The following is a 22,525-nucleotide window of genomic DNA, read 5'->3' as shown; positions in this document are numbered from 1 at the left end:
AAAAAGAGCCCAAAGGCTCAAAATTTTTAAAAGAAAGAAAGAATAGATTCCCTTATAATCTTAGCTGCTAAAATAGAGGTTATACCAGCTATATCATGAGAAGGCGAGACTTCTACTAAATCCATGCCGACTACATTTAAATCTTTTAAAATATGAATTACCTCTAATGCCTCTTTTGTAGTTATTCCCCCTGGTTCTGGTGTACCAGTGCCTGGTGCAAAAGCAGGGTCTATAACATCTATATCCAAACTAATATAAATTGGATAATCTTTTATATCATTAATTAACTTTTTCAAAGGTTCAACTACATCGTACAAAAACATATGGATATTTTTTTTGGCAAATTCAAATTCTTCCTTTTCCCCTGACCTTATTCCAAAACTATACATTTTAGCACCATTCGCAATGTCCCACACTCTTTTCATAACTGTGGCGTGAGAATAAGGTTCACCAAAAAATTCTTCTCTTAAATCAGTATGGGCATCAAAATGAAGAATTACAAGGTTATCTCCATATTTTTTTAAGTACTCTTTTAAAATTCCATAAGTCACTAAATGTTCTCCACCCAAGAATATTCCTTTTTTTTCACTTTTTAAAATGTTTTCTGTAGTTTTTGAGATTAAATCTAAACTCTTTTCCACATTTCCATAAGGAAGTACTAAATCTCCCAAATCATAATATTTCTTATCTTCCAATCTTCTATCTAAATATACGCTGTAACATTCTAAACCATAAGAAGCTTGCCTTATCGAAGCAGGTCCAAAGCGGCTTCCAGCCTTGAAACTCACTGTGTAATCCATAGGCAAACCTACTATAACTACATTTGCCTTTTCATATTCTCCAATAGCCCCTAAAAACTTTCCTGGATTGACAAGAGATTTCCCTTCTATCATTGTTACACCTCATCAAAAATATCCTTCACAAATTTAGGCAGTACAAAGGCTGCCTTGTGAATTTCAGGGGTATAATATTTTGTTTCTATTCTTGGGATAGAATTTATGTCTACTTCTTCAGGGTCATATTTTTTTGAACCCATGGTAAAAGTCCACAAACTTCCTGGATAAGTCGGTATTGTTGCTATATATGCTTTTGTAATAGGATATATTTCTTTGAACATTTTGCTGAGCTTGTTTATCAATTTCCCATAAATAAAAGGTGATTCTGTTTGAGCAACAATAATACCATCTTCTTTTAAGCATTCATATACAGCTTTATAAAAGTCAGAAGTAAAAAGCCCTACAGCTGGCCCAATTGGGTCAGTAGAATCTACGATCACTACATCAAATTCATTCTTGTGTTCATTAACATATTTAATTCCGTCTCCAATCATTATTTCTACTCTTGGGTCATCTAATGCCTGACTTATTGTAGGAAGATATTTTTTAGAATTTCTCACTACAGCTTCATCAATTTCTGCCAACACCACTCTTTCTACCGAAGGGTGCTTTAAGGCCTCTCTTACTGAGCCTCCATCCCCGCCCCCAACAATTAATACGCTTTTTGGATTTTTATGAGTGAAAAGTGGTACATGTACTATCATTTCATGATATACAAATTCATCTTCTTCAGTGGTTTGAAGTATCCCATCCAAAGTTAGTATTCTTCCAAATTGATATGTATCAAGTATTGCTAAATGTTGATAAGGTGTTTTTTCTACTACCAATGTTTCTTTAACTTTCAAAGAAAATCTCAAATTTTCGTCTTGATTTTCTGTAAACCACAATTCCATTATAAAACACCTCCACAAGTTTTTGTTAGTTTTATTGAAAAAAATTTTCACTCTCTAAAAAACTCTTTTAATTTAACCATTTGAAAATCGCCTTTTTCAATAAAACCTAATTTACAAAAAAAATCTTTATAGAAAGGCATATTGACGCAAGCATTTTCTAACCCCATATCTAGTGCATGATTAAGTACTGCTCTTACCATTAAATTTTCAAATCCTTTATCCCTGTAGGAAGGCAAAATTGCCAAATTACTTATTATAGCATTATTATTTTCTACTTTCATAGAAATAAAAGCAAAAGGCTTGTCTTCTCTTGCAACCATGAAAATCTCTTCTAAGAAATTTAATGGTCCTTTTATCCCACACTCATTAGCAATTTTTTTAATAGTTTCAAAATCCTCTGCTTTGGCGAACTTGATTGAAAACATGTTTCACCTCAAGCTTTTTAAATAATCTATTTCTTTGTTTGTCAAATACCTCCACTCTCCTGGTTTTAACCCTTCTAAAGATAACTCTCCAATTTTAGTTCTCATTAAAGAAATAACAGGATGACCAATGGCTTCACACATTTTTCTAACTTGTCTATTTTTCCCTTCATGAATTTTTATTTCCACAACACTTGTCCCCTTTTTGACTGTTAAAACCTTTATTTCTGCTTTTGAAGTCACATAGTCCTCTATTAAAAGTCCATTTCTAAACCTTTCTAACTCTTCTTCTGTTGGAATTCCTTTAATTTTTGCAATATACGTCTTTGCAATTTCATGCCGAGGATGCATCAGTATATTGGCTATCTCTCCATCATTTGTAAGCAACAAAAGCCCCGAAGTATCATAATCTAAGCGGCCAACAGGATATATTCTTTCCTTAACTTTAACTAAGTCCATTACCGTAGGCCTACCAAACTGGTCTTTAACAGAAGTAATATATCCTGTTGGCTTGTTTAACATGATATAAACTTTTTTCTTTTCTCTTCTCACAATTTTATCATCAAATTCAATTATGTCAACATCAGGATTGATTTTTACTCCCAATTCTTTTACTTCTTTTCCATTTACTTTTACACGACCTTGTAAAATGTATTCTTCACACTTTCTTCGTGATGCTATTCCACATTCTGCTAAGTATTTTTGCAACCTTACCATTTGTGTTCACCCATTTTCCCCTTATACAAGTTTTTCTTCATAAATCTTTAATAAATTATTTCTCACAACCCTTTCCTTTATCAAGTTGGTATCAGTAGTATAAAGACCTAATTGTTTCATCCTTTCAAAATATTCCGCCCCTGCAAAAGTATACCTCTTTTTCAATCCTTCTTTGGCTTTTATGCATTCATTAGCATAAGCTATCAAATCGCCAGAAGCTAAATTCCTTGGTAACTCCAAAAGAGGCATGCCAAGAGCTAATCTTACGCTGTTATGTCCAGCAAGACATCCTGTCACCATTGCTTCAGTATGCCCAGTAAACAAGCCAGACTTCTCGCCTGCACATAATAAATTATCTAAACCTATAACTTTCATTGTATTGTCTCGCGGTGCCATTGACAGATATCTTACAGAATTGGCTTTTCCCCCAGAATAAGGGTCATCATAACGCGCTCTTTCTAAACCCGGAATTTTTCTAAGTTTTTCTAATGGATAAAAAGGTGTCATGAGTTTTACATAACCAGTATCTAATAGTATAACATTTTCTGCGTATTCTGGCAATGCATATTGTTGGCACACTTTCAAATTCAATTTTTCCATGTTAATATCTTCTTTAGGCACAGGCAATACTACTACTCCGTCTCTTTCCAGCTTTTCTCTTATCTCTTTGTTTAAAGATTCTTTATTTAATTTGCACGAACCACTAAAAGCGCCGTAAACTTCATCTGTCCTCATTCCTAAAAGGTCTTCTACACCTGCCCTATAACTTATGCTAATTCGAGGACCAAAAGAAGGACATCTTAAAATACACATAGCACATCCATTTCCATACCTTAGGCAGTTACCCATAGGCCCTGTTGAACCAGTAGTCTCTATAAAAACATCTCCATATTCTATAGTATCATCAGCCAAAACTATTCCTTTTATTCTTTTGTTGTTCTCCATTACCACATCTACCGCTCTCGCCATCAATTTAATAGTAACACCTTTTTCAAGTAACATTTTCCTAATCATTGGTTCCACCATTGTCACATCATACAAACTTGCATGAGCATGACCAGGAAAATTTACATTTACATGTCTCGCTGCTTTATCTGTTATTTCAATAAGTTCATTGCCACCTAAATATATAAGTTCTTCTGCAGCAGTGTATCTGCCGTTATTTCTCATTATTCCTCCCACAAGACCGCATCCCAAAAGCATATCAGTTTTTTCTAAAAGCACTACTTCTGCACCTGCTTTTCGAGCCGTTAAAGCAGCTGCACAACCGGCCCAACCTCCGCCAATTACAACAACCTTAACCATGTAACATCTTCCTTTCTAAAGCTTTTCTAATATCCACCTGAACTTTACAGGTTCTTATTTTTTGATTTCCTATCTGAACTTCACAACTACCGCAAATTCCTTCACCACAGCATATAGTGTTATTGTTTGAAACTGCTAAATAGGCTTCTGGATTATATAAGTCCAAATAATTTAAAATATTCATATGTTGTTCATCAGAACCTCCACTAAACACAACTGTTATCTCTATGTCTTTAATTATCTCCTTTAAAATTTTTTGCCCCTTCTCACTTAAAAGGTCTGTCTCAATTATCGTTATGTTGAAATCTTTTAAATAGTTATTTACAAAATTTACTCCTACTTTTCCCTTGTCTACTATAGTAATAACCTTGTTTTTGTTGTTTATTAGTTTTGAAATCACAATTACCCCTGGAGCTTGAGCAATTCCTCTCAAAACAACTAAGGCCTTAGAATTGTGAGTTCCTTTAATGTATCTATGGCCTAAAAGTCCATTCCAATAAGGTCCTCTTAAATAAACCTCTTCTCCTTTTTCAGCTTTTTGAATTAATTTTGTCTTTGGACCGCTAACTTGTATAGCTATTTTGATTATCCCTTCAAGCTCGTCAGCATACATTACTGACATTGGAGTATCAAAAAAAGATGGACTGGAAATACCTCTTAAAAAAACAAAAGAACCTGGTTCATTCAAATCTCGCGCCATCTTATTTGGTACTTTAAGAGTCAAAATTATAACTTCTTCGTTAACTTTTTCCTTTTTTAATACCTTAGAAAAAATTGTACTGCGGGTGGCTTTAGCTTTGTATCCTCCCCACACAAATTCCTGAAAAATACAAACGCCTCTCCAATTACAATCACAAAAATTTTTCCCTTGAAGTTGTGGACATACTATGCATTCGTTCAATTCTGCTAAATAGCAAGGGCAATAATCAGTACCTGCGTCAATGCATTCTAATCTATGTGCCAATTTATCTCACCTCCAGTTTCACAATAATAAAATATTCCTCAAGCATAAAAACTGTGACAAAATAAATTACCCTCCTAGGTTGTATTTAGGAGGGTTTCAGATGAAAAACAAATGTTTGTCAACAAATTCAAATGCCTTTTTAATTATATACAAGAGGGATTTAATACCCTTAACCAATTTTTTATTATTTTTTGAAAATTGAAACCAAAATCTTCTTGTTCCACTTTCTTTAAAGCTATACAATTGACATCACATATTTTTTCTTCCCCTATTTTTACTGTCACATAGCCTATTCTTTCACCCTTTTCAATAGGAGCTTCTACACTTTCAGGGAGATGAAATTCTAAACTTACCTTCTGTTTCTCTTCTTCTGATGCTGGAATAATACATTCTGTTTCACTTACAACCGATATGCTATTTTCTTTTCCACCTTTTACTTCTATCTTTTTAATTAGCTCCTCTCTTTTTAATACTCTATAAGGCTTATACTTTGAAAAAGCATAATCTAATATTTTTATAGAATCTTCCCACATTGGAGGACTATTTAAAACAACTGCAATAAATCTCCTCCCTTCTCTGGTTGCAGAAGATACAAGACATCTACCTGCTTTATTAGTAAATCCAGTTTTTACTCCATCAGCTCCTTCGTATATCCATAAGAGTTTATTTTTATTCCTTAAATATCTATCCCATTCTTTTCCTTCCCAAGGAATTGTCTTTTCTTTTGTTGATACAATCTCTGCAAACTTAGGATATCTAAAAGCATATCTTGTTATTAAAGCTAAATCATAAGCAGTAGTATAATGGTCATCAATACCAATGTCTAAACCAGAAGGAGTAGCAAAATGCGTATCATATGCCCCTATTTCCTTTGCCTTTTCGTTCATTATTTTAGCGAAATTTTCCACACTACCGCCTATATGTTCTGCAATAGCTGTAGCCGCATCGTTCCCAGAATTTAACATGAGTCCATAAAGCAAGCTTTCCATATCAATTTTTTCTCCTGGCGAAAGCCAGATGGAGGAACCTCCAACACTTGCAGCCCTTTTGCTAACAGTTACAATATCCTTCAAATTACCTTTTTCTAAAGCCACCAACAAAGTCATTATTTTTGTAGTACTTGCCATTGGCAGTTTCTCATGGGAATTTTTTTCATACAACACTCTTCCTGTCTCTTGGTCTATTACAATTGCTGATTTAGCAAAAATAGAAGGATAATCGCTATTCGCATACACTTTTACAGAAGACATAAAATACAGTAAAATAAAAAGATAAAACACAAATTTTTTCATTTTATGCCTCCTTTATATACAAAAAAGTGGGGTTCCCCACTTTTTATATCTCAGTATTGTTGTTCATTGTTGAATTTTGTAACTTTTTTGTCGACTTACCTTTATTAAATAAACTTTGTATTTCTTCTATCAATTTTGGTGTCAGGTCTATTATCCTCTCCAACATAGCACTTTGAGTAACTGGCAAGAGCCTGATTTGTCCTTGTCCGACTACCATAAAAGCAACAGGCTGTACAGAAACTCCTGCTCCACTGCCACCTGCAAAAGGCATGCTTTGAGATGAATCTTGTTCTGTAGTACCTTTTTTATCATTCTTTGGCAGGTTAATTTCCCCACCTCCAGCAGCAAAGCCAAAAGTAACACGAGAGATAGGGATTATTATTGTTCCATCAGGAGTCTCTACAGCATCTCCTACTATTGTATTGACATCTATCATGTCTTTTAAACTTTCCATGGTTGTTTTCATCAAGGCATCGATTGGGTGGTCACTCATATATTTTCACCTCCCCTTTAAACTACCCACAAACTTTATTCCATTAATAATAATATTACCACAGCTTATTTTAAATATGCAAATTAAATTTTCCCTCTAGCATATTTTGGCCATAAGAGGGTGTAATATGAACCTCGGGAGCAGCAGTAAAGGTAGCATTATTATATATCGGCATAAGAGCTTGATATACTATGCCCCATAAAAAGCCACTCAAAATAGCGGTCCAGGCTGCATCTTCTAAGCCAATTCTTATATTTAGATAAAATTTATGCACGATGGCATCTTTTAGCATATCTTTTAGAAGTTTTATAATCTTGAAAAAATCTTCATATCTTATATCTAACGTCGAAAACTTCTTTTCTTTATTAAGTCTATTTAATTTTTGTGCATCTTCACTTTTATGCATCTTGATACCAAAAATCTTAAAATCCAACTGCTCTTTTTCATTTTCTTTTTGTATTTTAATAGTTAAAAAATTTACTAAAAATATATTAGTTGTTATTTCTAGGGAAATATTTTTCTCCTCTTTATACGCTTTTAATTTAATTTTAATAGGCACAAAATATAGTAATATCAAAAAAATAAGGAGTATAAAAACCGCAGATAAATATCTCATCTTTTTACACCTCATACACCACTGTTTATAAATCTTTTTAATAAAAATTTAGGTCTTTATTATATTTTTGGTAAAAAGATTGATGCTTATTAAAAACTGCCTACTTTTTATCCATATAAAGGAAATATAGTATCTTAATATATGATAATCTCTTTTTGAAAAAAACAGCAAGTATAATTACTAAAAACTTCTAGATAAAATTATAGCAGGTCAGCTCTTTATAAAAAGAGCACCTGCTTTTATATTCCATTAATTATTTAAAAAGAGAAGCCAGCCAATCAAAAAAGCTTTTTATAGTGTCTAAAATTGCTTTTAATATACCTTTATGTTCTTCCAGTGTCTTTTTTATTTTATCAATATCTACTCCTATTTTTTCTAATTGCTTTTTTATCATTTCAACATTTAAATTGAGCTGATTTATCTTCTTCATAAGCTGTACAATCTGAGATATCTGTTCATCAGTTAGTTTTATGTTGAGCTGTTTAGCAACATCTTTTATAAGATTTGCAATTTCATTTTCATCTGTAAGTTTTCTTGCAATTACCTCTTCTTTAACCTTTTGTATAAGTTCAACTGCTTTATCTTTTCCTATTTTTTCTCCTAATATACCTGTTATGACCAATTCTTCATTAGCTGTTTTTTTTGCTTCCTCACTTAATTTTTCCCCTGTTATTTCTTCAAATGCCTTCATTATTCCTGTAAGAGCTGCTGTTCCAGATACATCAAATGGAGCAGCTACTACCACCTTTGCATCTTTAATGCCTGCTGTCACCATTGCATTGGCATACATCTCTTTAGAGACCCAATTTATGTTGTGAGTATCAACCATAATTCCTTCTCCCTGTGGAAGAAGCTTTACATACACTGAAGAAATAGCTCTACTACCTATCTGTTTATCAGGTACCAGTCCTTTTAAATATTTTCTCTCTTCCTCATTTGTAACGGTGATAATTTTAGTAGTGGCTGGATTAGCTCCAAAATATTTTATCATTTCTTGCTGTTGCTTAGGAGTAAGGTCTGCCCCTAAACTTACTATTTCCTTTTCATTTGCAAAGGCAAAATTTGTTGAAATAAGAGTAAAAGCAAACCCAATTAAAAAAACAAGTAATGAGTTTCTTTTCATCCATTAAACCCTCCCTTTTTAGGGTATAATTTCGACTTGCGGTAATTCTTTCAAAGATTTAATTCCAAAATATTTTAGAAAGTCCTCTGTTGTAGCATAAAGTATTGGCCTACCAGGAGATAAAGCCCTACCACTTTCTTTGATCAAATTAAATTCAAGCAAAGTATTTATAGCTTTATCGCTTTTTACCCCTCTAATTCTTTCAATTTCTGTCCTAGTAATAGGTTGATTATAAGCTATTATAGCCAGCACCTCTAAGGCTGCTTGTGAAAGTCCTTGTTTTATTTCTAATCCCAAAGCTTGTCTGACTATTTCTCCATAACTATCATTTGTACACATTTGAACTTTATCTTCAAAAAATATAATATTCAAACCACGATTTTCTTTATTGTAATATTCTTTTAATTTAGTCGCAACATTTATTATTTCCTCTTGAGAAAGTCCAACCACTTCGGATAGGGTTTTTAATTTTACTGGACCACCTGCTGCGAACAATATAGCTTCTATTTTTCCTTCATTGCTCATTTTTTTCTCCTCTCCTAAAGGATTTAATAAGTATATCTCCATAAGTAGTCTTTTGTTCTGCTACAATTTTATTAAGTCTCACCAATTCCAAAACAGCAATAAAAGATACAATAATCTCTCCCTTTGCACGACTTTTTTTTATAAGTTCACTAAACCAAAATAAAGGTTTTTTTACTAATTTAACCAATAACTCCTTAATCTTGTTTTCTACAGTATATTCATCTTTTTGTATTTCTATTTCATCTTCTCTGGTGTTATTTTTTGAAACAACTTTAAGGTAAGCTTTATATAAGTCTTCGCTAGAGTAGTTTAGAGCAATTTTTTTATCTATATATTTTACTTCAGGTTCTTCTCTAAAAAAACGAGAACCAATTTTACACATTTCTTTAAAAGTCTGGGCAATAATTTTATATTTTTTGTACTCAATCAATTTAGTCACCAATTCTTCTCTTGGATCTACTTCTTCTACTTCCAACTGTTCTTCCTCAAACTGCTTTTTGGGAAGTAACATTTTAGATTTAATTTCTAATAAAGTAGCTGCCATCACAATAAATTCTGAAGCCACATTTAAATCCATTTCCTGTAAAGTTTTAATATATTCCATATATTGATCTAAAATAACTGAAATGGGTATATCCATTAAATCAATTTCATTTTTTTCTATAAGGTGAAAAAGTAAATCAAAAGGTCCTTCAAACACTTCTAATTTTACGTTGTACATCTTCACACCCCAAAAGGTTTTAAAATAATAGTTATAAAAGAGTCCAAAGCATTCATAAGAGGCCCCATGATTTGTCCTATTACCCCAGTGAAAACAAGAAGGAGCAAAATAACCTGTCCATACATTTCATATTGAGAAATCATATAAGCTTCTCTTGGAGGTAATAAACTCCACAATACTTTTGAACCATCCAAAGGCGGTACAGGTATTATATTGAAAACAGCAAAAACTAAATTGTAAATGTACAATAGATACAAAAGTGGATATAATATTGGAACATCTTTAAATGCCATCATCAATATTCGAGAAAGGATAGCCAGTAAAACATTAGAAAAAGGGCCTGCTAAAGATACAAGCAATACTCCTTTTTTTCTATCACTAAAATACAGAGGATTAATAGGAACAGGTTTCGCCCACCCAAACCTTAAAAGCCAAAGCATTAAAAGGCCAATGGGGTCAATATGAGCTAGCGGATTTAAGGTAAGCCTACCGCTCTGTCTTGGAGTAGGGTCCCCCAATTTATCTGCCACATAGCCATGACTAAATTCGTGGAAACTCATAGCAATAAAAAGTGCAGGTATTCTATATAAAAAATCCATAAAATCTATCAAATTTATTCCCCTTTCTTTAATTTTTCTATTAATCTTTTCAAAAATTCTATTTCTTCCTCTCCTGTAGTAATAATCCCATTAATTTTCGCTTCAAACACCTTGTCCAGTAATTCTCCATATAAAGGACTGGGAGGAAGTCCTAAATTTTTTATGTCTTTTCCCCTTACAGTTAATTTGCCTTTTATAATTTTTTCGGCTTTTTCTCCTTCCATTACTTCAATAGCTCTTAAAACTTCTTCTTTTGTTTTATCTATAGTTTCTCTTATTTTTCTAATATTTTTATTTTGGCAATTGAGCTGCTCTCTTAAAAAAAACAAATCTTTTAAAGCTTTGAAATAAATTTTATTTATTCTCAACTTTTTTTCAATTTCATTAATGTCTTCTTCTTTTAGATAGTAAAAAAGCACTAAAAATCTGTACAATTCAACTTCTATATTTGTATATACTGTATCGAGATTTTGAGTATTAAGTGTAATTTCATCGAAAATAACCTTATCGATACCGTAAGAAATAATTTTTTCAATCATTTCTTTTGCTTTATCTTCTTTCAAGACTAAAAGAAGCTCATTCCTTATTCTATCGGCAGACAAAAGTCTGATATTTTCTATTGATTCTTTCATCAAATTGTGCGTCTTTTCTTCAATCTCAAAAGAATATCTAGTAGCATATCTTATAGCTCTAAATATTCTAGTGGGGTCATCAATAAAACTTTTAGAATGGAGAACCCTAATTACACCTTTTTTTAAGTCTTCTAATCCATTAAAATAATCTAAAATCTTTCCTTCCATTACATCATAAGCCAAAGCATTTATAGTGAAATCTCTTCTTGCCATGTCATCGTATATATTTGAAAATTCGATTGTTGGCAGCGCAGCAGGGCATTCATAATACTCTTTGCGAGCGGATATAATATCAATAGAAAAATTGTGATAACTCAAAGTAGCAGTTCTAAAAGCTTCATACACTACAATATCACCTTTTAAATAAGAAAGCAATATATAAGCAAACTCAATACCGTCTCCTTCCACTACTACATCAATATCAAGGTTTTTAACCCCTAACAAAAAATCTCTTACCACTCCACCTACAATATAAGATTTAATTTTTGTTTTTAAAGAGATTTCTTTTAGCAGTCTAATTAAATCAATTCCGTTAACCAGTATACGCAAAAAAACCACCTTTTTACTAATAAAATAATTCCTTGCTTTTTATATTATACCATAGGATAAGTTAAAAAAATAAGTATAAGTTAAGATTTGCTAACTTATACTTATTTTTTAGTCTTTGGATTAAAAATCAAAGAAAAAATATATCCGAAAAATATTGCTGCAGAAATTCCTCCGGCAGTGGCTGTCAATCCACCTGTAAAAACTCCAATCAATCCATCTTTTTCAACAGCTTTTATTACACCTTGGGCAAGGGAATTTCCAAAACCCAAAATGGGTATAGTAGCTCCTGCTCCACCTATATCTATCAATTTTTTATAAACTCCAAATCCTCCTAGTATAGCACCTAATGTCACATACGTTACTAATATTCTTGCAGGAGTTAATTTTGTTTTATCAATTAAAATTTGTGCAATAGCACAAATCAAACCTCCTATTAAAAACGCTTTTATATAATCCATATTGACCTCCTTATAATGTTGTCGATATTGTAATAGCATGGGCAATTCCAGGAATAGATTCCCCTTGATAACTACTAGTAGGAGATAAAAGAGCTCCTGTTGCCATAAATAAAACTTTTTTATATATTTCATTTCGTATTTGTGATAACAGCCATCCGTTTAATACAACTGCAGAGCAAGCAGCACCACTGCCACCAGAATGTACATCTTGTGATTCATCAAAAATTTCTATTCCACAATCTTTATACTTGCTTTCTATATCATACCCTTCTTTATACAGCAACTCTAAAAGTATATCTCTGCCTACTCGACCCATATCTCCTGTCATAATAAGGTCATAGTCTTCTATTGTAAAACCCGCATCTTTAAAATGAGTGATAATTGTATCTGCCGCAGCAGGTGCCATTGCCGCTCCCATATTATTAGCATCTTTCATTCCCAAATCTACAACTTTGCCAATTGTAGCATGAGTAATATAAGGGCCTTCTCCCGTGGAGGCTAAAATTGTAGCTCCTGCACCAGTTACTGTCCACTGCGAGGTAAAAGGCCTTTGAATACCCTGTTCCAAAGGATATCTATATTGCCTTTCCGCAGTAGAAAAGTGACTGGAAGTTGCAGCTATTATATAATCAGCATAGCCACCATCAATAAGCATAGCACCTAAAGACAATCCTTCTGTCATAGTAGAACAAGCCCCATACAATCCAAAATGGGGCACATTCAATTGTCGCGCAGCAAAATTGGCACTTATAATTTGATTTAACAAATCGCCGCCTAACAGATAATCAATTTCTGAAATCTTAAGGTTGGCCTTTTTTAATGCTAAATTCACAGCATCTTGGAACATTTTTGATTCTGCTTTTTCCCAACTTTTTTCACCATAAGTATCATCTACTAAAATCATATCAAAATAACCTTTTAACGGCCCTTTTCCTTCTTTAGGTCCCACAATAGTAGCTCCGGCTATTATAGATGGAGGATTTTTAAACTTAACCGTCTGTGAACCAAGCTTTTTCTCTGCCATATCTAACTTCCCCTTTTACTTCAAAAAATAATATATCAAACCTATAATAATTGAAGTACTGACACCATATACAATAACAGGTCCTGCAATTATAAACATCTTTGCTGCCACCCCAAAGACGAAGCCCTCTCTTTTAAACTCCATTGCCGGTGACACAATAGAATTTGCAAAACCTGTTATTGGAACGATAGAACCTGCTCCTGCAAATTTCCCTATATCGTCATACACACCAATTCCAGTCAAAAAAGCTCCAATAAATACCATAGTAATTGCTACAAGAGTATTTGCATCTTGCATAGAATAACCTCTTGATAGATAAAAATTTAAAAATAACTGTCCTATGTCGCTTATCAAGCCTCCTACTATAAAAGCCATTACCAAATTTTTAAGCAAAGTAGGTTGAGGTTCATATTTCTGTGCTATGTCTTTATATTCTTGTTCCTTTTTCACATCTCTTTCCATTGTTCTCACCCCTTTTTATAACAAGAGCACCATAGACGGTGCTCTTTTATTTTTAATCCAAACCTTGGTCTGCCCTATAAGCTATTTGTATATTAGCTTTATATTCTACTATTTTTCCATTTTTTACATTAGCTGTTTGATTAACAACTTCAATTCCCGATATATTGTCAATAGTTTTAGCTGCCTCTTCTACAGCTTTGTGTATTGCATCTTCCCAACTGACCGTTGAGTCACCTACAACATTTAAAACTTTCACAACTGCCATAGGATTTCCTCCTCCTTAAATACCAAATCAGCACTGTCAGGTATTTTTTTATTGGTCTTATGCATATAAAAATAGCTAATAGCAAAAATTAGCAATATTGCCACCATTATAATTAACGTCTTTTTCATTTTTATTTCACCAACCATTATTAGTATGTGAAGATAATCAAAATTAATTCAAAAAAAGTGTAGTATTTATGTTAAAATACTACACTTCATCCAATTCTTTTCTTAATTTTTGTAAAACTTTTTTCTCTATTCTCGATACTTGCACTTGTGAAATCCCTAAAATACTTGCTATCTCCATCTGCGTCATATCTTTAAAATATCTCAAAAATATTATTTGTTTTTCTCGCGGTTTAAGTTTATTTATAACCATCTGCAAAGCTAATTTATCGTCTATATCAACTTCTTTTTCCTCTTCACTTACCATTTCAATTAAAAGCCTATCATCTTCGTCATGAGTTGCGTTGTCATACAATGACTCAGCAGTTGCAGCTGATTCAAAAGCCATAGCAACTTCTTCTGGGCTCACCTTTAATCTTTCAGCAATTTCATTAATTGTCGGTTCTCTGTTTAATTCACTGCTTAAAACCTCTTTAAGATAGAAGGCCTTTGTAGAAAGCTCCTTTAAAGAGCGACTTACTTTTATTAGCCCGTCATCTCTTAAAAATCTCTTAATTTCTCCCATTATTATAGGTACTGCATAGGTAGATAATTTTACATTGTAAGATTCATCAAATTTTTGAACTGCCTTCACAAAACCCATACAACCTATTTGATATAAGTCTTCCAATTCGTATCCTCTGTTAGAAAATTTTTTAACAATACTCCAAATAAGACCACTATTTTCTAAAATTAATTTTTCCAAGCTTTCTTTATCATTTTTTTGCGCTGCTCTTATCAATGTCAAATTGTCATCACTTTTTTCAAAATTCCCTTCTTTCATAAAGTCACCTCATTTATCAGACCCTATATATTTTGTCATCCGAACTAGAGTTCCTTTCCCTGGAGTTGATTCAACTTCTAATTCATCCATAAAGGTTTGCATTACAGTAAAACCCATTCCGGCTCGCTCTTCTTCTAAGCGAGTTGTGAATAAGGGTTGCATAGCCTTTTCAATATCTTCAATTCCCTTTCCTTCGTCTATGATTTCAATTGTTAGTTTGTTGCCTGAAACAAAAGCTTTAATAGTAATAATACCAATTTTACTTTCATATCCGTGAATTATACAGTTGGTAACTGCTTCTGAAACAGCAGTTTTTATATCTGCAATTTCCTCAATTGTCGGATCTAGTTGAGCAGCAAAAGCTGCAACAACAGTTCTTGCAAAAGACTCATTTTGCGACCTACTTAAAAATTTTAACTCCATCATGTTCGTGTATTCCATGGTAATCCCCCTTTTATATTTCTTTTAAGGCTTCTTCAATGTCATTATAACATTTAATTATACGCAACAATCCAGAAACTTCAATAATTTTATGTAATTGCTTGTTGGCACTTACTATAGCTACCTTACCATTGTTCTCTTTGATTTTCTTATATCTACCTATTATAACACCAATTCCTGAACTATCCATAAAATTTACATTTTTAAAATCAAAAATTAAATTTTTACATGACTTTTTTGTATATTCTTCATCGATCACATTTTTTATATTCTCCGCTACATGATGGTCTAACTCACCTTCAATTTTTGCTATCAAGGTATCCTTTCTTTTTGCAAATTTTACTCCCATCTTATCAACCTCCCCCTATTATATTCGATATAAATTTTAAAATTCCTCCTTTTTTTACAATATTTTTCTAAAATTATTAAAAGCACTAAACGACTGTTTAGTGCTTAAGTAAACTACTGATATCTTAACCATCCACTAAAAACTTTATTGAGATTTTCAAAAAAATTTGCTTTTTCTACTGCTTTTTGCGGATATAAGTTAAATGTCTTTATAACCTTGCCATCCTGAGTTATTTTTACAGTGCCTATTGGAACCTCTTTGGCCAGAGGAGCTAATACAGCATTCTTTAGCTCTACCTCTGTTTTTATATTTTTACCTTCTCCTTTTTTAATAAGTATATACTCATCATCGTGGCATACACCGCTAACAGTTTCTTTTTTCCCTTTTAAAACTTTAACATTACCAAAACTTTGCCCTTTTGAAGCTATTTTTACGCTTTCATAATTAGCAAATCCATAATCTAACAATTTAGCCGTTTCACTAAATCTCGTCTCAGAATCAGGTGCCCCGAACACCACCGCTATTAATCTTGTATCTGCTCTTTTAGCTGTTGCTGCCATACAATAAAGTGCTTCCGAAGTAGAACCTGTTTTAATTCCGTCTACTCCTTTATAGCGCCACAATAATTTATTAGTATTTATAAGACTAAATTTGCCATTTCTTAAAGAATCTAATTTATTGGTCAAATATTTAAATATACTTTCATGTTTTACTAATTCTCTTGAAATCATCGCAATATCATATACACTTGTCAAGTGACCTTCATCAGGTAGTCCAGTTGCATTTTTAAAAGTAGTATTCTTTGCACCTAATTCCTTAGCCCTTTTATTCATAATTTCAACAAAATTTTCCTCTGTACCCGCAATATACTCAGCTAAAGCAACAGAAGCATCATTTGCCGAATTCATCGCTATAGCTTTCATTAAATCATCTACTGTCATTTCCTCACCTATTTCTAAATATATTTGTGTACCTCCCATATCAAAAGCATGTTTACTAGTGACAACTTTATCTGTTATTTTTATTTTACCAGAATCTATTGCTTCAATCGCCAGTAAAAGAGTCATTACCTTGGTAACACTGGCAGGCGGCAATGGCTTATGGCTATCTTTTTCATAAAGAATTTGTCCTGTATTAGCCTCCATCAAAATAGCAGATTTTGCCTTTAAATTTAAAGTATCAGCATATACTGTAACATCTAAAATAAAAGAAATGGCTATTATCATACTTACTAATAATGTTAAAATTTTTTTAGACATAAAATCACCCTCCTCATCACTATTTATTTTGCGCTGGAGGGTGAATATTATACTTTTTTATATTTTAAGCCCGAGGGTGAAATTTATTATATACTTCTTTTATTTTCGATTTTGAAATTAAAGAAAGTAAATTTGTATTTAGATTTGTTTGATAGCCTAACATTTCTTGGACAGCTCTAATATCCGCACCGTTTTGAAGCATATGTTGCGCAAAAGATTGTCTTAATGTATTTGGAGTAACAGGAAATCCAGGATTAATTTTATCAGTATATTCTCTTATTATTTTCCAACATCCCTGTCTTGTAAGTTTTTCTCCACGCAAATTTAAAAAAAGAGTATTTTCTCCATTTTTTGCTTTTCTTCCTTTTTCAATATAATTTTTTAAAGCTTCAATTGCATGAGAGCCTATAGGAATAACTCTTTCTTTATTAGAACGAATAACTACATAACCATAAGATAAATTCACATCTTCTAATTTTAAAGAAATAACTTCAGAGACTTTAAGTCCTGTAGCATAAAGTAATTCAATAAGAGCCTTATCTCTAAGTCCTTTTTCATCATTCCCAAAGTCTATTGAAAGTAGCATATCTACCTGTTCAACTGTTAAAGCAGTAGGTGGCTTTTTTTCTACTTTCGGGGTATTAATCATGTATGTTGGGTCTTCTTCTATTTTCTTTTTCATAAATAAATAATGATAAAAGGCTTTGAGAGAAGAAACATTTCGAGAAACAGTTGCTTGCGATTTACCTTTTTTCTTCAAATAATAAAGATAATTTAGTATTGTCGATTTTTTGACATTATAATAGTTTATTCCGATTTCTTCAAGATAATTTAAAAATTGCTTTATATCTCTGTTATAAGATTCTAGAGTGTTTTTGGACAGTTTTTTGTTCTTTTTTAAAAAATCCAAAAACTCCCCAACCACATTATTTAACATATTCTTTACCCCTACAATTCATGAATTTTTATGATAAAGCATTTAATTATAAATATTCAACATAAATCGTCATTTTCCTTCTTTTATGGCGAAAAAATCGGTAAAAGCAATACATAGGGTGAAAGATAAGATTCTATTAAGCAACCTATTGATATAACTAAAAACCCTGCATATACCATAAAAGTATAAGAAACAAATTGTGATACTAACTCTTCAAAATAAAATTTACGATTTTTTAAAAGATATAAAGAAAAATTAATAGCCGTTATAGATATAAACAAAATTCCCAACAAGATAAAAACATTTTGAGGTAAAATTCCCATAAATACAAGTAATATCCCTTTTGTCTCAAATTCTTTTATTAAAACTCCAATAGAAAATCCTAAAATAAAGCCTCTTATCCCCACAAGCAAAAATATAAAGGGAATTCCTATAATTGTAGCCCCTAAAATCCATAAGACAAACACAGTGACAAAATTATTTAAAAGAGATTGTTTAAAAATTTGGCTAGAATTCAAGTTTACAGATTTTGCAATTTGATAAAATTTTGAGATATACCCTATTATTTGCTCCATCTGTATATCAGTTAGATTATTAACAGTAAAAGATCCCGCTGCTACTCCTATCATTAATGACATTACAGCTAACACATACAGCAAAAAATTATTTTTAATATGCAGATGAAGGTTTCCTTTTAAAAACTTCAAGAATATTGCCCCCTATTTTTATAAAGCTAATTTAAATTTATGAGTCAAAAGGGGACAATATTCCTTTAAGTTATAGTAACTTTCCCGTATATTCCCCCTCCTCCCGCTGAAACCTCCAATTTCCCTTCTCTTGCCTTTAAAATATTTAGGGCATTAGAAGTTCCCACTACTTTTTCTAATTCTTCATAAGCTGCCTCATGCAAAGCATACAGTTCACTGCCAAAATAATTTACTAATTTTTCGATAGATTTTTTTCCAATATTAGGAATAAATTCTAAAGGGATTTGATAAATATATAAAGGTCTAAAAGAAGGATGGGTAGTATCATAATCTTTAATTTCCTCTACTCTATCCCTTACACCTAAAACTATATTTGCGCTTCCACATTTTAAGCATTTTTTAACTGGTGGTTTTTCCCTTGCAATATAGCCACAATCCAAGCAAAAAGTTCTATGGTATTTCCCTAACTTAGGATTTAAACCGTAATTTTTTATAATTTCTCTTCCCTTTTCTCTTTTTATAGCCAGTAAAATCTCCTCAAAATTTGCCTCTTTTATATCAAAAACATTAAACTCTCTGGCTATTTTTTCTAAGGAATGGGCATCTGAATTGGAAAGAAAAGTTTTGTCTTTTAATTCCTCAATCTGATCCGCCATATCAGAGTCTGCACTAAGGCCTAATTCTATTCCATAAATAAATTGATAAAAATCTTTAAAGACATATTCAAGTCTATCAGTACAACTGCCATAATAACTTTTAAAAGGAGTAAAAACATGGGCAGGAATCACAACTCCATTGTATTTTTCGGCGATTTCAACAACCTGCACACTTGTAAGATTTATTCGCTGAGAACTTAAATTTATATTTTTTATGTATTTAGAAATTTCTTGAGAAAATAGAGAAATGCTTTCAATATCTTTAAAATAACAAGTTAAGTGGGGAGAGCCCTTTTCTTCTTTACCAATTTCAATTTCGCAGCCTAAAATCAAAGTAACTTTATTTTTATACCTAAGCCCTCCTTCTTCAAGAGGAAATAATGTTCCTTCTTGTACATATTCTTTTATTTCCTCCAAAACAAGAGGAGAGGCAGCATCTACAATTCCCACTATATCAATTCCCTTTAATATACTTTTTTCTAATATATTTAAAACAGTTAAATTCTTTGAGGTTGCAATTTTTATGGGAGCACCTTTACTCCTTGCAACATGAACATGCAAATCCCCGTAAAATCTCATAGGCTATTCCTCATTTTAAAATAATATAAAATTCCAATTATTGTTTTAGAATCTTTTATCTGATTTTGCAAAATCATTTCCCACAATTCCTCTGGAGTATACTCATATACCTCTAAAAATTCGTCCTCGTCAGGTTGAGCAGTGTATTTTTTTAAATCTTTTGCAAAATACAAATACATTTTTTCATCAGAAAATCCAGGAGTAGTATAAAAAGTAATCAAATGTTTTATAAAACCTGCTTCATAACCTGTTTCTTCTAATAATTCCCTTTTAGCACAAATCAAAGGTTCTTCGCCTTTTTCTAACTTTCCTGCTGGTATCTCTAATAAAGATTCCTCAGCAGGTTTTCTATACTGCTTCACTAACAAAATTTTTTCTTTATCGGTAACTGCTACTATGGATACACCGCCGGGATGCTCAACTATTTCTCGCGTAGTAACTTTTCCATTAGGCAATTTTACCTCATCTACTCTTAAATTTATTATTTTTCCTTCAAAAATCTTATTGGTACCGACTGTAACTTCTTTTTGCTCCAAAACTCATCTTCCTTTCTATGTATATTTTTAGCAATAATTACATAACATACTATAGAAATGAGGTGATAAAATGATTATAATAGGAAACAGTCTTTATTATGCTGGAAAATTTTCTACTCTATTATTTTTATTAAAGGAACTAAATAAAAGATACAAAACTTTAGGAGAAGTAATCCGTGTCAAGAATTAGACTCATTTAGTTAACATTTTACACAAGAGAAGCAACTTGACAGAGCAGTTGCTAAACTTAGCGAGACTGAGAGACAAAAGCGAGGCCAGAGGCAAGGATGCTGGAAGCTGACCCCTGACTCGAAGTAATTAAATCAGCTTTCCAATAATTTAAAAGACACATAAAGGGCTGCAGCTCCACAAGCATTAAAAAAGTCTGGCTCACTTTCATAGTTTTTTCCCATTGTTGTCAAGTTAAAGTCAGTTTCTTCTATATATTTTCTTATAATTTCAGCTTCAATAAATTCTATTCTATATCGTGAAAATACAGGATTTGAATTTATCTGCTCTTTTATTATTTTTTCTTTTTCTTCTTCCATTGTAGGAAAAGTCAAAACGCAGGAACTATTACACAGTTCTAAAACAGTTATAGTATGGTGACTAATTCCTTGATGCCTATTTCTTTTGTCATTAAATCCAATTCTTGGGATAAGTACAGGATTACCTTCCAATTTATTTACAGCATCTATTATATAGGCTTGTTCTACTCCTGAAAAACCATACTTAGTTCCCGTACCTACTATTCCTGGCCCCATTGCCACTATAACTACGTCTGTTTGTAATACCTCTTTTGCACCTATCAAAGCAGTATAAATATTTACACATTCATAATCTCCTCCAAAAGCATGGCCAATTGTAATTGTATTATCTATTATTCCTCTCTTTTTAAGTTCAAAAACTGTATTGCTAAAACTTATAGGTAGGCATCCACCATCTGTCATTACATATGTAATTTTAAGGTTAGGATTTGTACTTTTTAGCACTAAGGCTACAGGCGCTACCATGCTGTGAAGTTCTCCAACTATTACAGGTAAATCTTCTAAACTTTCAAACTCTTCAAAAGCAGTATGATAAGGACTGTTTTGTTCCTCCATGCTTAGTACATTTATCTGAAAAGGTGTATATCTCAATTTCATAATATGTCCTTTACTTATAGCATCGAACTGAGAATGTCTGAGATTTGCCATTATAAAATCATATCCACCGGTTCCAAGATTTAAAAGGCGAGCAGTTCGGTTTACATAAACTTTATCTCCTACCTCTATTTTTCCGGTTACATCGTCATAATTCAAAGCCAATGCCTTTTCGTCCTCTGACTCAACCTCCACAACAGTTATGCCTTCTCTTTGTGACACAATTTTATTTACTTTAGCTAAATAAACGCTAATCACGTTATCTTTCTCCTTTTCTTCCTAACATGTCGAGATAGTTTAAAACTTTATTTTTTTCGATCAAAGCAGTTAAAGAATATTTTTCTGTAAAAATATGTAATAAAATTAGCAATGTTAATATTATTAACTTGCCGTATAAATCAAAAATAAGGATGCTACTTATTCCTAAAGACATTCCTAAAACATTTGATCCGGTATCCCCCATCATTACTTTGGCTTTTAAATCTTCCGGTAAATACACTAAAAGAATCATAGTTAGTAAAACCAAGAAATAGGGTTGAGTTTTGCCTATTATTAGAAAAATTAAAGAAATAACCAAAAAAGTCTTCCCAGACCTTCCAGGTCGTAAGTCTACAAGGTTTAAAAAATTAGTAAAAAGTGCTATTATCAAGGTATCTATTATCAATTCTCCTATATAATTTTTTCCAATATTAAAACTTGTAAAAAAAGCAATCAAAACTCCTGATAAAGCTTTTAAACTGCCCGTAGTAGGCTTTCCTTTTAAAAGCATTGTTATATGACCCTTTAGCCCTCTTACATTTTTGTCTCCTAATACATCATCTATAAATCCGGCAAAAGAAATGAGGGATAAACTTAACAAAATTACTTCTTGATAATCTATTTTAAGTCCCAATAAATTGAGAAGTATAATTGACACAAATAAAGAAGGTACAAATACAATACCACCACAAACAGGTATCATCATTTTTTTATAGTTTTCTCTTAAACACAAAGGTTTGCTAATAATACTATAAAAAAGCTTTTTTGTTATAACTGTCATTATTAAAGGAGTTAACAATATTTTAGTCCAAAACAC

General features: G+C 32.0%; 27 protein-coding genes and 1 pseudogene. All 28 read right to left on the bottom strand.

From position 1 onward, the window contains the following. Positions 1-26: 26 nt before the first annotated feature. Positions 27-893 (bottom strand): agmatinase, encoded by an 867-nt coding sequence (gene speB, locus TMATH_RS05900; protein WP_013150301.1) that lies wholly within the window; start codon positions 891-893, stop codon positions 27-29. Between the two features lie 2 nt (positions 894-895). After that, complete coding sequence (gene speE, locus TMATH_RS05895; protein WP_013150300.1) at positions 896-1,729, bottom strand: polyamine aminopropyltransferase; 834 nt, start codon at positions 1,727-1,729, stop codon at positions 896-898. A gap of 47 nt (positions 1,730-1,776) precedes the next feature. Further along, positions 1,777-2,154: a GNAT family N-acetyltransferase gene (locus tag TMATH_RS05890; protein ID WP_013150299.1), complete on the bottom strand. Its 378-nt coding sequence runs from the start codon at positions 2,152-2,154 to the stop codon at positions 1,777-1,779. Positions 2,155-2,157: 3 nt separating this feature from the next. Continuing rightward, complete coding sequence (locus TMATH_RS05885) at positions 2,158-2,868, bottom strand: pseudouridine synthase (protein ID WP_013150298.1); 711 nt, start codon at positions 2,866-2,868, stop codon at positions 2,158-2,160. Positions 2,869-2,889: 21 nt separating this feature from the next. Beyond that, on the bottom strand, positions 2,890-4,173 hold the full coding sequence (locus tag TMATH_RS05880; RefSeq protein WP_013150297.1) for an FAD-dependent oxidoreductase: 1,284 nt from the start codon (positions 4,171-4,173) through the stop codon (positions 2,890-2,892). Then, a complete protein-coding gene (locus tag TMATH_RS05875; RefSeq protein ID WP_013150296.1) occupies positions 4,166-5,137 on the bottom strand; it encodes a sulfide/dihydroorotate dehydrogenase-like FAD/NAD-binding protein in 972 nt (323 codons plus the stop codon). Before TMATH_RS05875 ends, TMATH_RS05880 begins: the two co-directional genes overlap by 8 nt. Before the next feature lie 143 nt (positions 5,138-5,280). Further along, positions 5,281-6,429, bottom strand: a complete 1,149-nt coding sequence (locus tag TMATH_RS05870; RefSeq protein WP_013150295.1) for a D-alanyl-D-alanine carboxypeptidase family protein — start codon at positions 6,427-6,429, stop codon at positions 5,281-5,283. Between the two features lie 43 nt (positions 6,430-6,472). After that, the gene (ytfJ, locus tag TMATH_RS05865) at positions 6,473-6,922 is read right to left on the bottom strand and encodes a GerW family sporulation protein (protein WP_013150294.1); all 450 of its coding nucleotides are present in this window, start codon (positions 6,920-6,922) and stop codon (positions 6,473-6,475) included. 70 nt (positions 6,923-6,992) lie between these two features. After that, positions 6,993-7,538, bottom strand: coding sequence for a DUF2953 domain-containing protein (locus TMATH_RS05860; protein WP_232192548.1), 546 nt, complete (start codon positions 7,536-7,538; stop codon positions 6,993-6,995). Positions 7,539-7,791: 253 nt separating this feature from the next. Then, the gene (locus TMATH_RS05855; protein WP_013150293.1) at positions 7,792-8,661 is read right to left on the bottom strand and encodes a DUF1002 domain-containing protein; all 870 of its coding nucleotides are present in this window, start codon (positions 8,659-8,661) and stop codon (positions 7,792-7,794) included. An 18-nt stretch (positions 8,662-8,679) separates the two neighbouring features. Next, positions 8,680-9,186 (bottom strand): SMC-Scp complex subunit ScpB, encoded by a 507-nt coding sequence (gene scpB / locus TMATH_RS05850; RefSeq protein WP_012995184.1) that lies wholly within the window; start codon positions 9,184-9,186, stop codon positions 8,680-8,682. Beyond that, on the bottom strand, positions 9,176-9,907 hold the full coding sequence (locus tag TMATH_RS05845) for a segregation and condensation protein A (RefSeq protein WP_041591648.1): 732 nt from the start codon (positions 9,905-9,907) through the stop codon (positions 9,176-9,178). The genes scpB and TMATH_RS05845 overlap by 11 nt, the downstream gene beginning before the upstream one ends. Positions 9,908-9,909: 2 nt before the next feature. Next, positions 9,910-10,518: a site-2 protease family protein gene (locus TMATH_RS05840; protein WP_013150291.1), complete on the bottom strand. Its 609-nt coding sequence runs from the start codon at positions 10,516-10,518 to the stop codon at positions 9,910-9,912. A gap of 2 nt (positions 10,519-10,520) precedes the next feature. Then, a complete protein-coding gene (locus TMATH_RS05835) occupies positions 10,521-11,687 on the bottom strand; it encodes a CCA tRNA nucleotidyltransferase (protein WP_012995181.1) in 1,167 nt (388 codons plus the stop codon). A gap of 101 nt (positions 11,688-11,788) precedes the next feature. After that, on the bottom strand, positions 11,789-12,145 hold the full coding sequence (gene spoVAE, locus TMATH_RS05830; RefSeq protein ID WP_012995180.1) for a stage V sporulation protein AE: 357 nt from the start codon (positions 12,143-12,145) through the stop codon (positions 11,789-11,791). 10 nt (positions 12,146-12,155) lie between these two features. Then, a complete protein-coding gene (spoVAD, locus tag TMATH_RS05825; RefSeq protein ID WP_012995179.1) occupies positions 12,156-13,169 on the bottom strand; it encodes a stage V sporulation protein AD in 1,014 nt (337 codons plus the stop codon). Positions 13,170-13,184: 15 nt separating this feature from the next. Then, positions 13,185-13,631, bottom strand: a complete 447-nt coding sequence (gene spoVAC, locus TMATH_RS05820; RefSeq protein WP_012995178.1) for a stage V sporulation protein AC — start codon at positions 13,629-13,631, stop codon at positions 13,185-13,187. A gap of 52 nt (positions 13,632-13,683) precedes the next feature. Further along, positions 13,684-14,042, bottom strand: a pseudogene (locus tag TMATH_RS12575) (dodecin family protein). A 61-nt stretch (positions 14,043-14,103) separates the two neighbouring features. Beyond that, a complete protein-coding gene (gene sigF / locus TMATH_RS05810; RefSeq protein ID WP_012995176.1) occupies positions 14,104-14,844 on the bottom strand; it encodes an RNA polymerase sporulation sigma factor SigF in 741 nt (246 codons plus the stop codon). Positions 14,845-14,853: 9 nt separating this feature from the next. Further along, a complete protein-coding gene (spoIIAB, locus tag TMATH_RS05805) occupies positions 14,854-15,285 on the bottom strand; it encodes an anti-sigma F factor (protein ID WP_012995175.1) in 432 nt (143 codons plus the stop codon). Between the two features lie 13 nt (positions 15,286-15,298). Further along, positions 15,299-15,634, bottom strand: coding sequence for an anti-sigma F factor antagonist (gene spoIIAA / locus TMATH_RS05800; protein ID WP_013150290.1), 336 nt, complete (start codon positions 15,632-15,634; stop codon positions 15,299-15,301). A gap of 113 nt (positions 15,635-15,747) precedes the next feature. Continuing rightward, positions 15,748-16,893 (bottom strand): D-alanyl-D-alanine carboxypeptidase family protein, encoded by a 1,146-nt coding sequence (locus TMATH_RS05795; RefSeq protein ID WP_013150289.1) that lies wholly within the window; start codon positions 16,891-16,893, stop codon positions 15,748-15,750. A gap of 64 nt (positions 16,894-16,957) precedes the next feature. Further along, positions 16,958-17,830: a site-specific tyrosine recombinase gene (locus TMATH_RS05790; RefSeq protein WP_013150288.1), complete on the bottom strand. Its 873-nt coding sequence runs from the start codon at positions 17,828-17,830 to the stop codon at positions 16,958-16,960. Between the two features lie 83 nt (positions 17,831-17,913). Next, a complete protein-coding gene (spoIIM, locus tag TMATH_RS05785; RefSeq protein ID WP_013150287.1) occupies positions 17,914-18,537 on the bottom strand; it encodes a stage II sporulation protein M in 624 nt (207 codons plus the stop codon). A 65-nt stretch (positions 18,538-18,602) separates the two neighbouring features. After that, positions 18,603-19,772 (bottom strand): endonuclease Q family protein, encoded by a 1,170-nt coding sequence (locus TMATH_RS05780; RefSeq protein ID WP_013150286.1) that lies wholly within the window; start codon positions 19,770-19,772, stop codon positions 18,603-18,605. Next, positions 19,769-20,308: an NUDIX hydrolase gene (locus tag TMATH_RS05775; protein WP_013150285.1), complete on the bottom strand. Its 540-nt coding sequence runs from the start codon at positions 20,306-20,308 to the stop codon at positions 19,769-19,771. Before TMATH_RS05775 ends, TMATH_RS05780 begins: the two co-directional genes overlap by 4 nt. A 323-nt stretch (positions 20,309-20,631) precedes the next feature. Beyond that, positions 20,632-21,708 (bottom strand): DUF3866 family protein, encoded by a 1,077-nt coding sequence (locus tag TMATH_RS05770; protein WP_013150283.1) that lies wholly within the window; start codon positions 21,706-21,708, stop codon positions 20,632-20,634. A 1-nt stretch (position 21,709) separates the two neighbouring features. Beyond that, positions 21,710-22,525, bottom strand: coding sequence for an MraY family glycosyltransferase (locus TMATH_RS05765; protein WP_013150282.1), 816 nt, complete (start codon positions 22,523-22,525; stop codon positions 21,710-21,712).

It is taken from the genome of Thermoanaerobacter mathranii subsp. mathranii str. A3, assembly GCF_000092965.1.
GTDB classification, from domain to species: domain Bacteria; phylum Bacillota; class Thermoanaerobacteria; order Thermoanaerobacterales; family Thermoanaerobacteraceae; genus Thermoanaerobacter; species Thermoanaerobacter thermocopriae.
This window is presented reverse-complemented; position numbering and strand designations above follow the sequence as displayed.

Coding starts and splice junctions, on each gene's coding strand:
- TMATH_RS05885 (WP_013150298.1), bottom strand. CDS start 2,868: ATGGTAAGGTTGCAAAAATACTTAGCAGAATGTGGAATAGCATCACGA.
- TMATH_RS05870 (WP_013150295.1), bottom strand. CDS start 6,429: ATGAAAAAATTTGTGTTTTATCTTTTTATTTTACTGTATTTTATGTCT.
- TMATH_RS05795 (WP_013150289.1), bottom strand. CDS start 16,893: ATGTCTAAAAAAATTTTAACATTATTAGTAAGTATGATAATAGCCATT.
- TMATH_RS05790 (WP_013150288.1), bottom strand. CDS start 17,830: ATGTTAAATAATGTGGTTGGGGAGTTTTTGGATTTTTTAAAAAAGAAC.
- TMATH_RS05880 (WP_013150297.1), bottom strand. CDS start 4,173: ATGGTTAAGGTTGTTGTAATTGGCGGAGGTTGGGCCGGTTGTGCAGCT.
- spoVAD (WP_012995179.1), bottom strand. CDS start 13,169: ATGGCAGAGAAAAAGCTTGGTTCACAGACGGTTAAGTTTAAAAATCCT.
- TMATH_RS05855 (WP_013150293.1), bottom strand. CDS start 8,661: ATGAAAAGAAACTCATTACTTGTTTTTTTAATTGGGTTTGCTTTTACT.
- ytfJ (WP_013150294.1), bottom strand. CDS start 6,922: ATGAGTGACCACCCAATCGATGCCTTGATGAAAACAACCATGGAAAGT.
- TMATH_RS05780 (WP_013150286.1), bottom strand. CDS start 19,772: ATGAGATTTTACGGGGATTTGCATGTTCATGTTGCAAGGAGTAAAGGT.
- TMATH_RS05890 (WP_013150299.1), bottom strand. CDS start 2,154: ATGTTTTCAATCAAGTTCGCCAAAGCAGAGGATTTTGAAACTATTAAA.
- spoIIAB (WP_012995175.1), bottom strand. CDS start 15,285: ATGGAATACACGAACATGATGGAGTTAAAATTTTTAAGTAGGTCGCAA.
- TMATH_RS05845 (WP_041591648.1), bottom strand. CDS start 9,907: ATGTACAACGTAAAATTAGAAGTGTTTGAAGGACCTTTTGATTTACTT.
- spoVAE (WP_012995180.1), bottom strand. CDS start 12,145: ATGGATTATATAAAAGCGTTTTTAATAGGAGGTTTGATTTGTGCTATT.
- speE (WP_013150300.1), bottom strand. CDS start 1,729: ATGGAATTGTGGTTTACAGAAAATCAAGACGAAAATTTGAGATTTTCT.
- scpB (WP_012995184.1), bottom strand. CDS start 9,186: ATGAGCAATGAAGGAAAAATAGAAGCTATATTGTTCGCAGCAGGTGGT.
- spoVAC (WP_012995178.1), bottom strand. CDS start 13,631: ATGGAAAGAGATGTGAAAAAGGAACAAGAATATAAAGACATAGCACAG.
- sigF (WP_012995176.1), bottom strand. CDS start 14,844: ATGAAAGAAGGGAATTTTGAAAAAAGTGATGACAATTTGACATTGATA.
- spoIIAA (WP_013150290.1), bottom strand. CDS start 15,634: ATGGGAGTAAAATTTGCAAAAAGAAAGGATACCTTGATAGCAAAAATT.
- speB (WP_013150301.1), bottom strand. CDS start 893: ATGATAGAAGGGAAATCTCTTGTCAATCCAGGAAAGTTTTTAGGGGCT.
- TMATH_RS05860 (WP_232192548.1), bottom strand. CDS start 7,538: ATGAGATATTTATCTGCGGTTTTTATACTCCTTATTTTTTTGATATTA.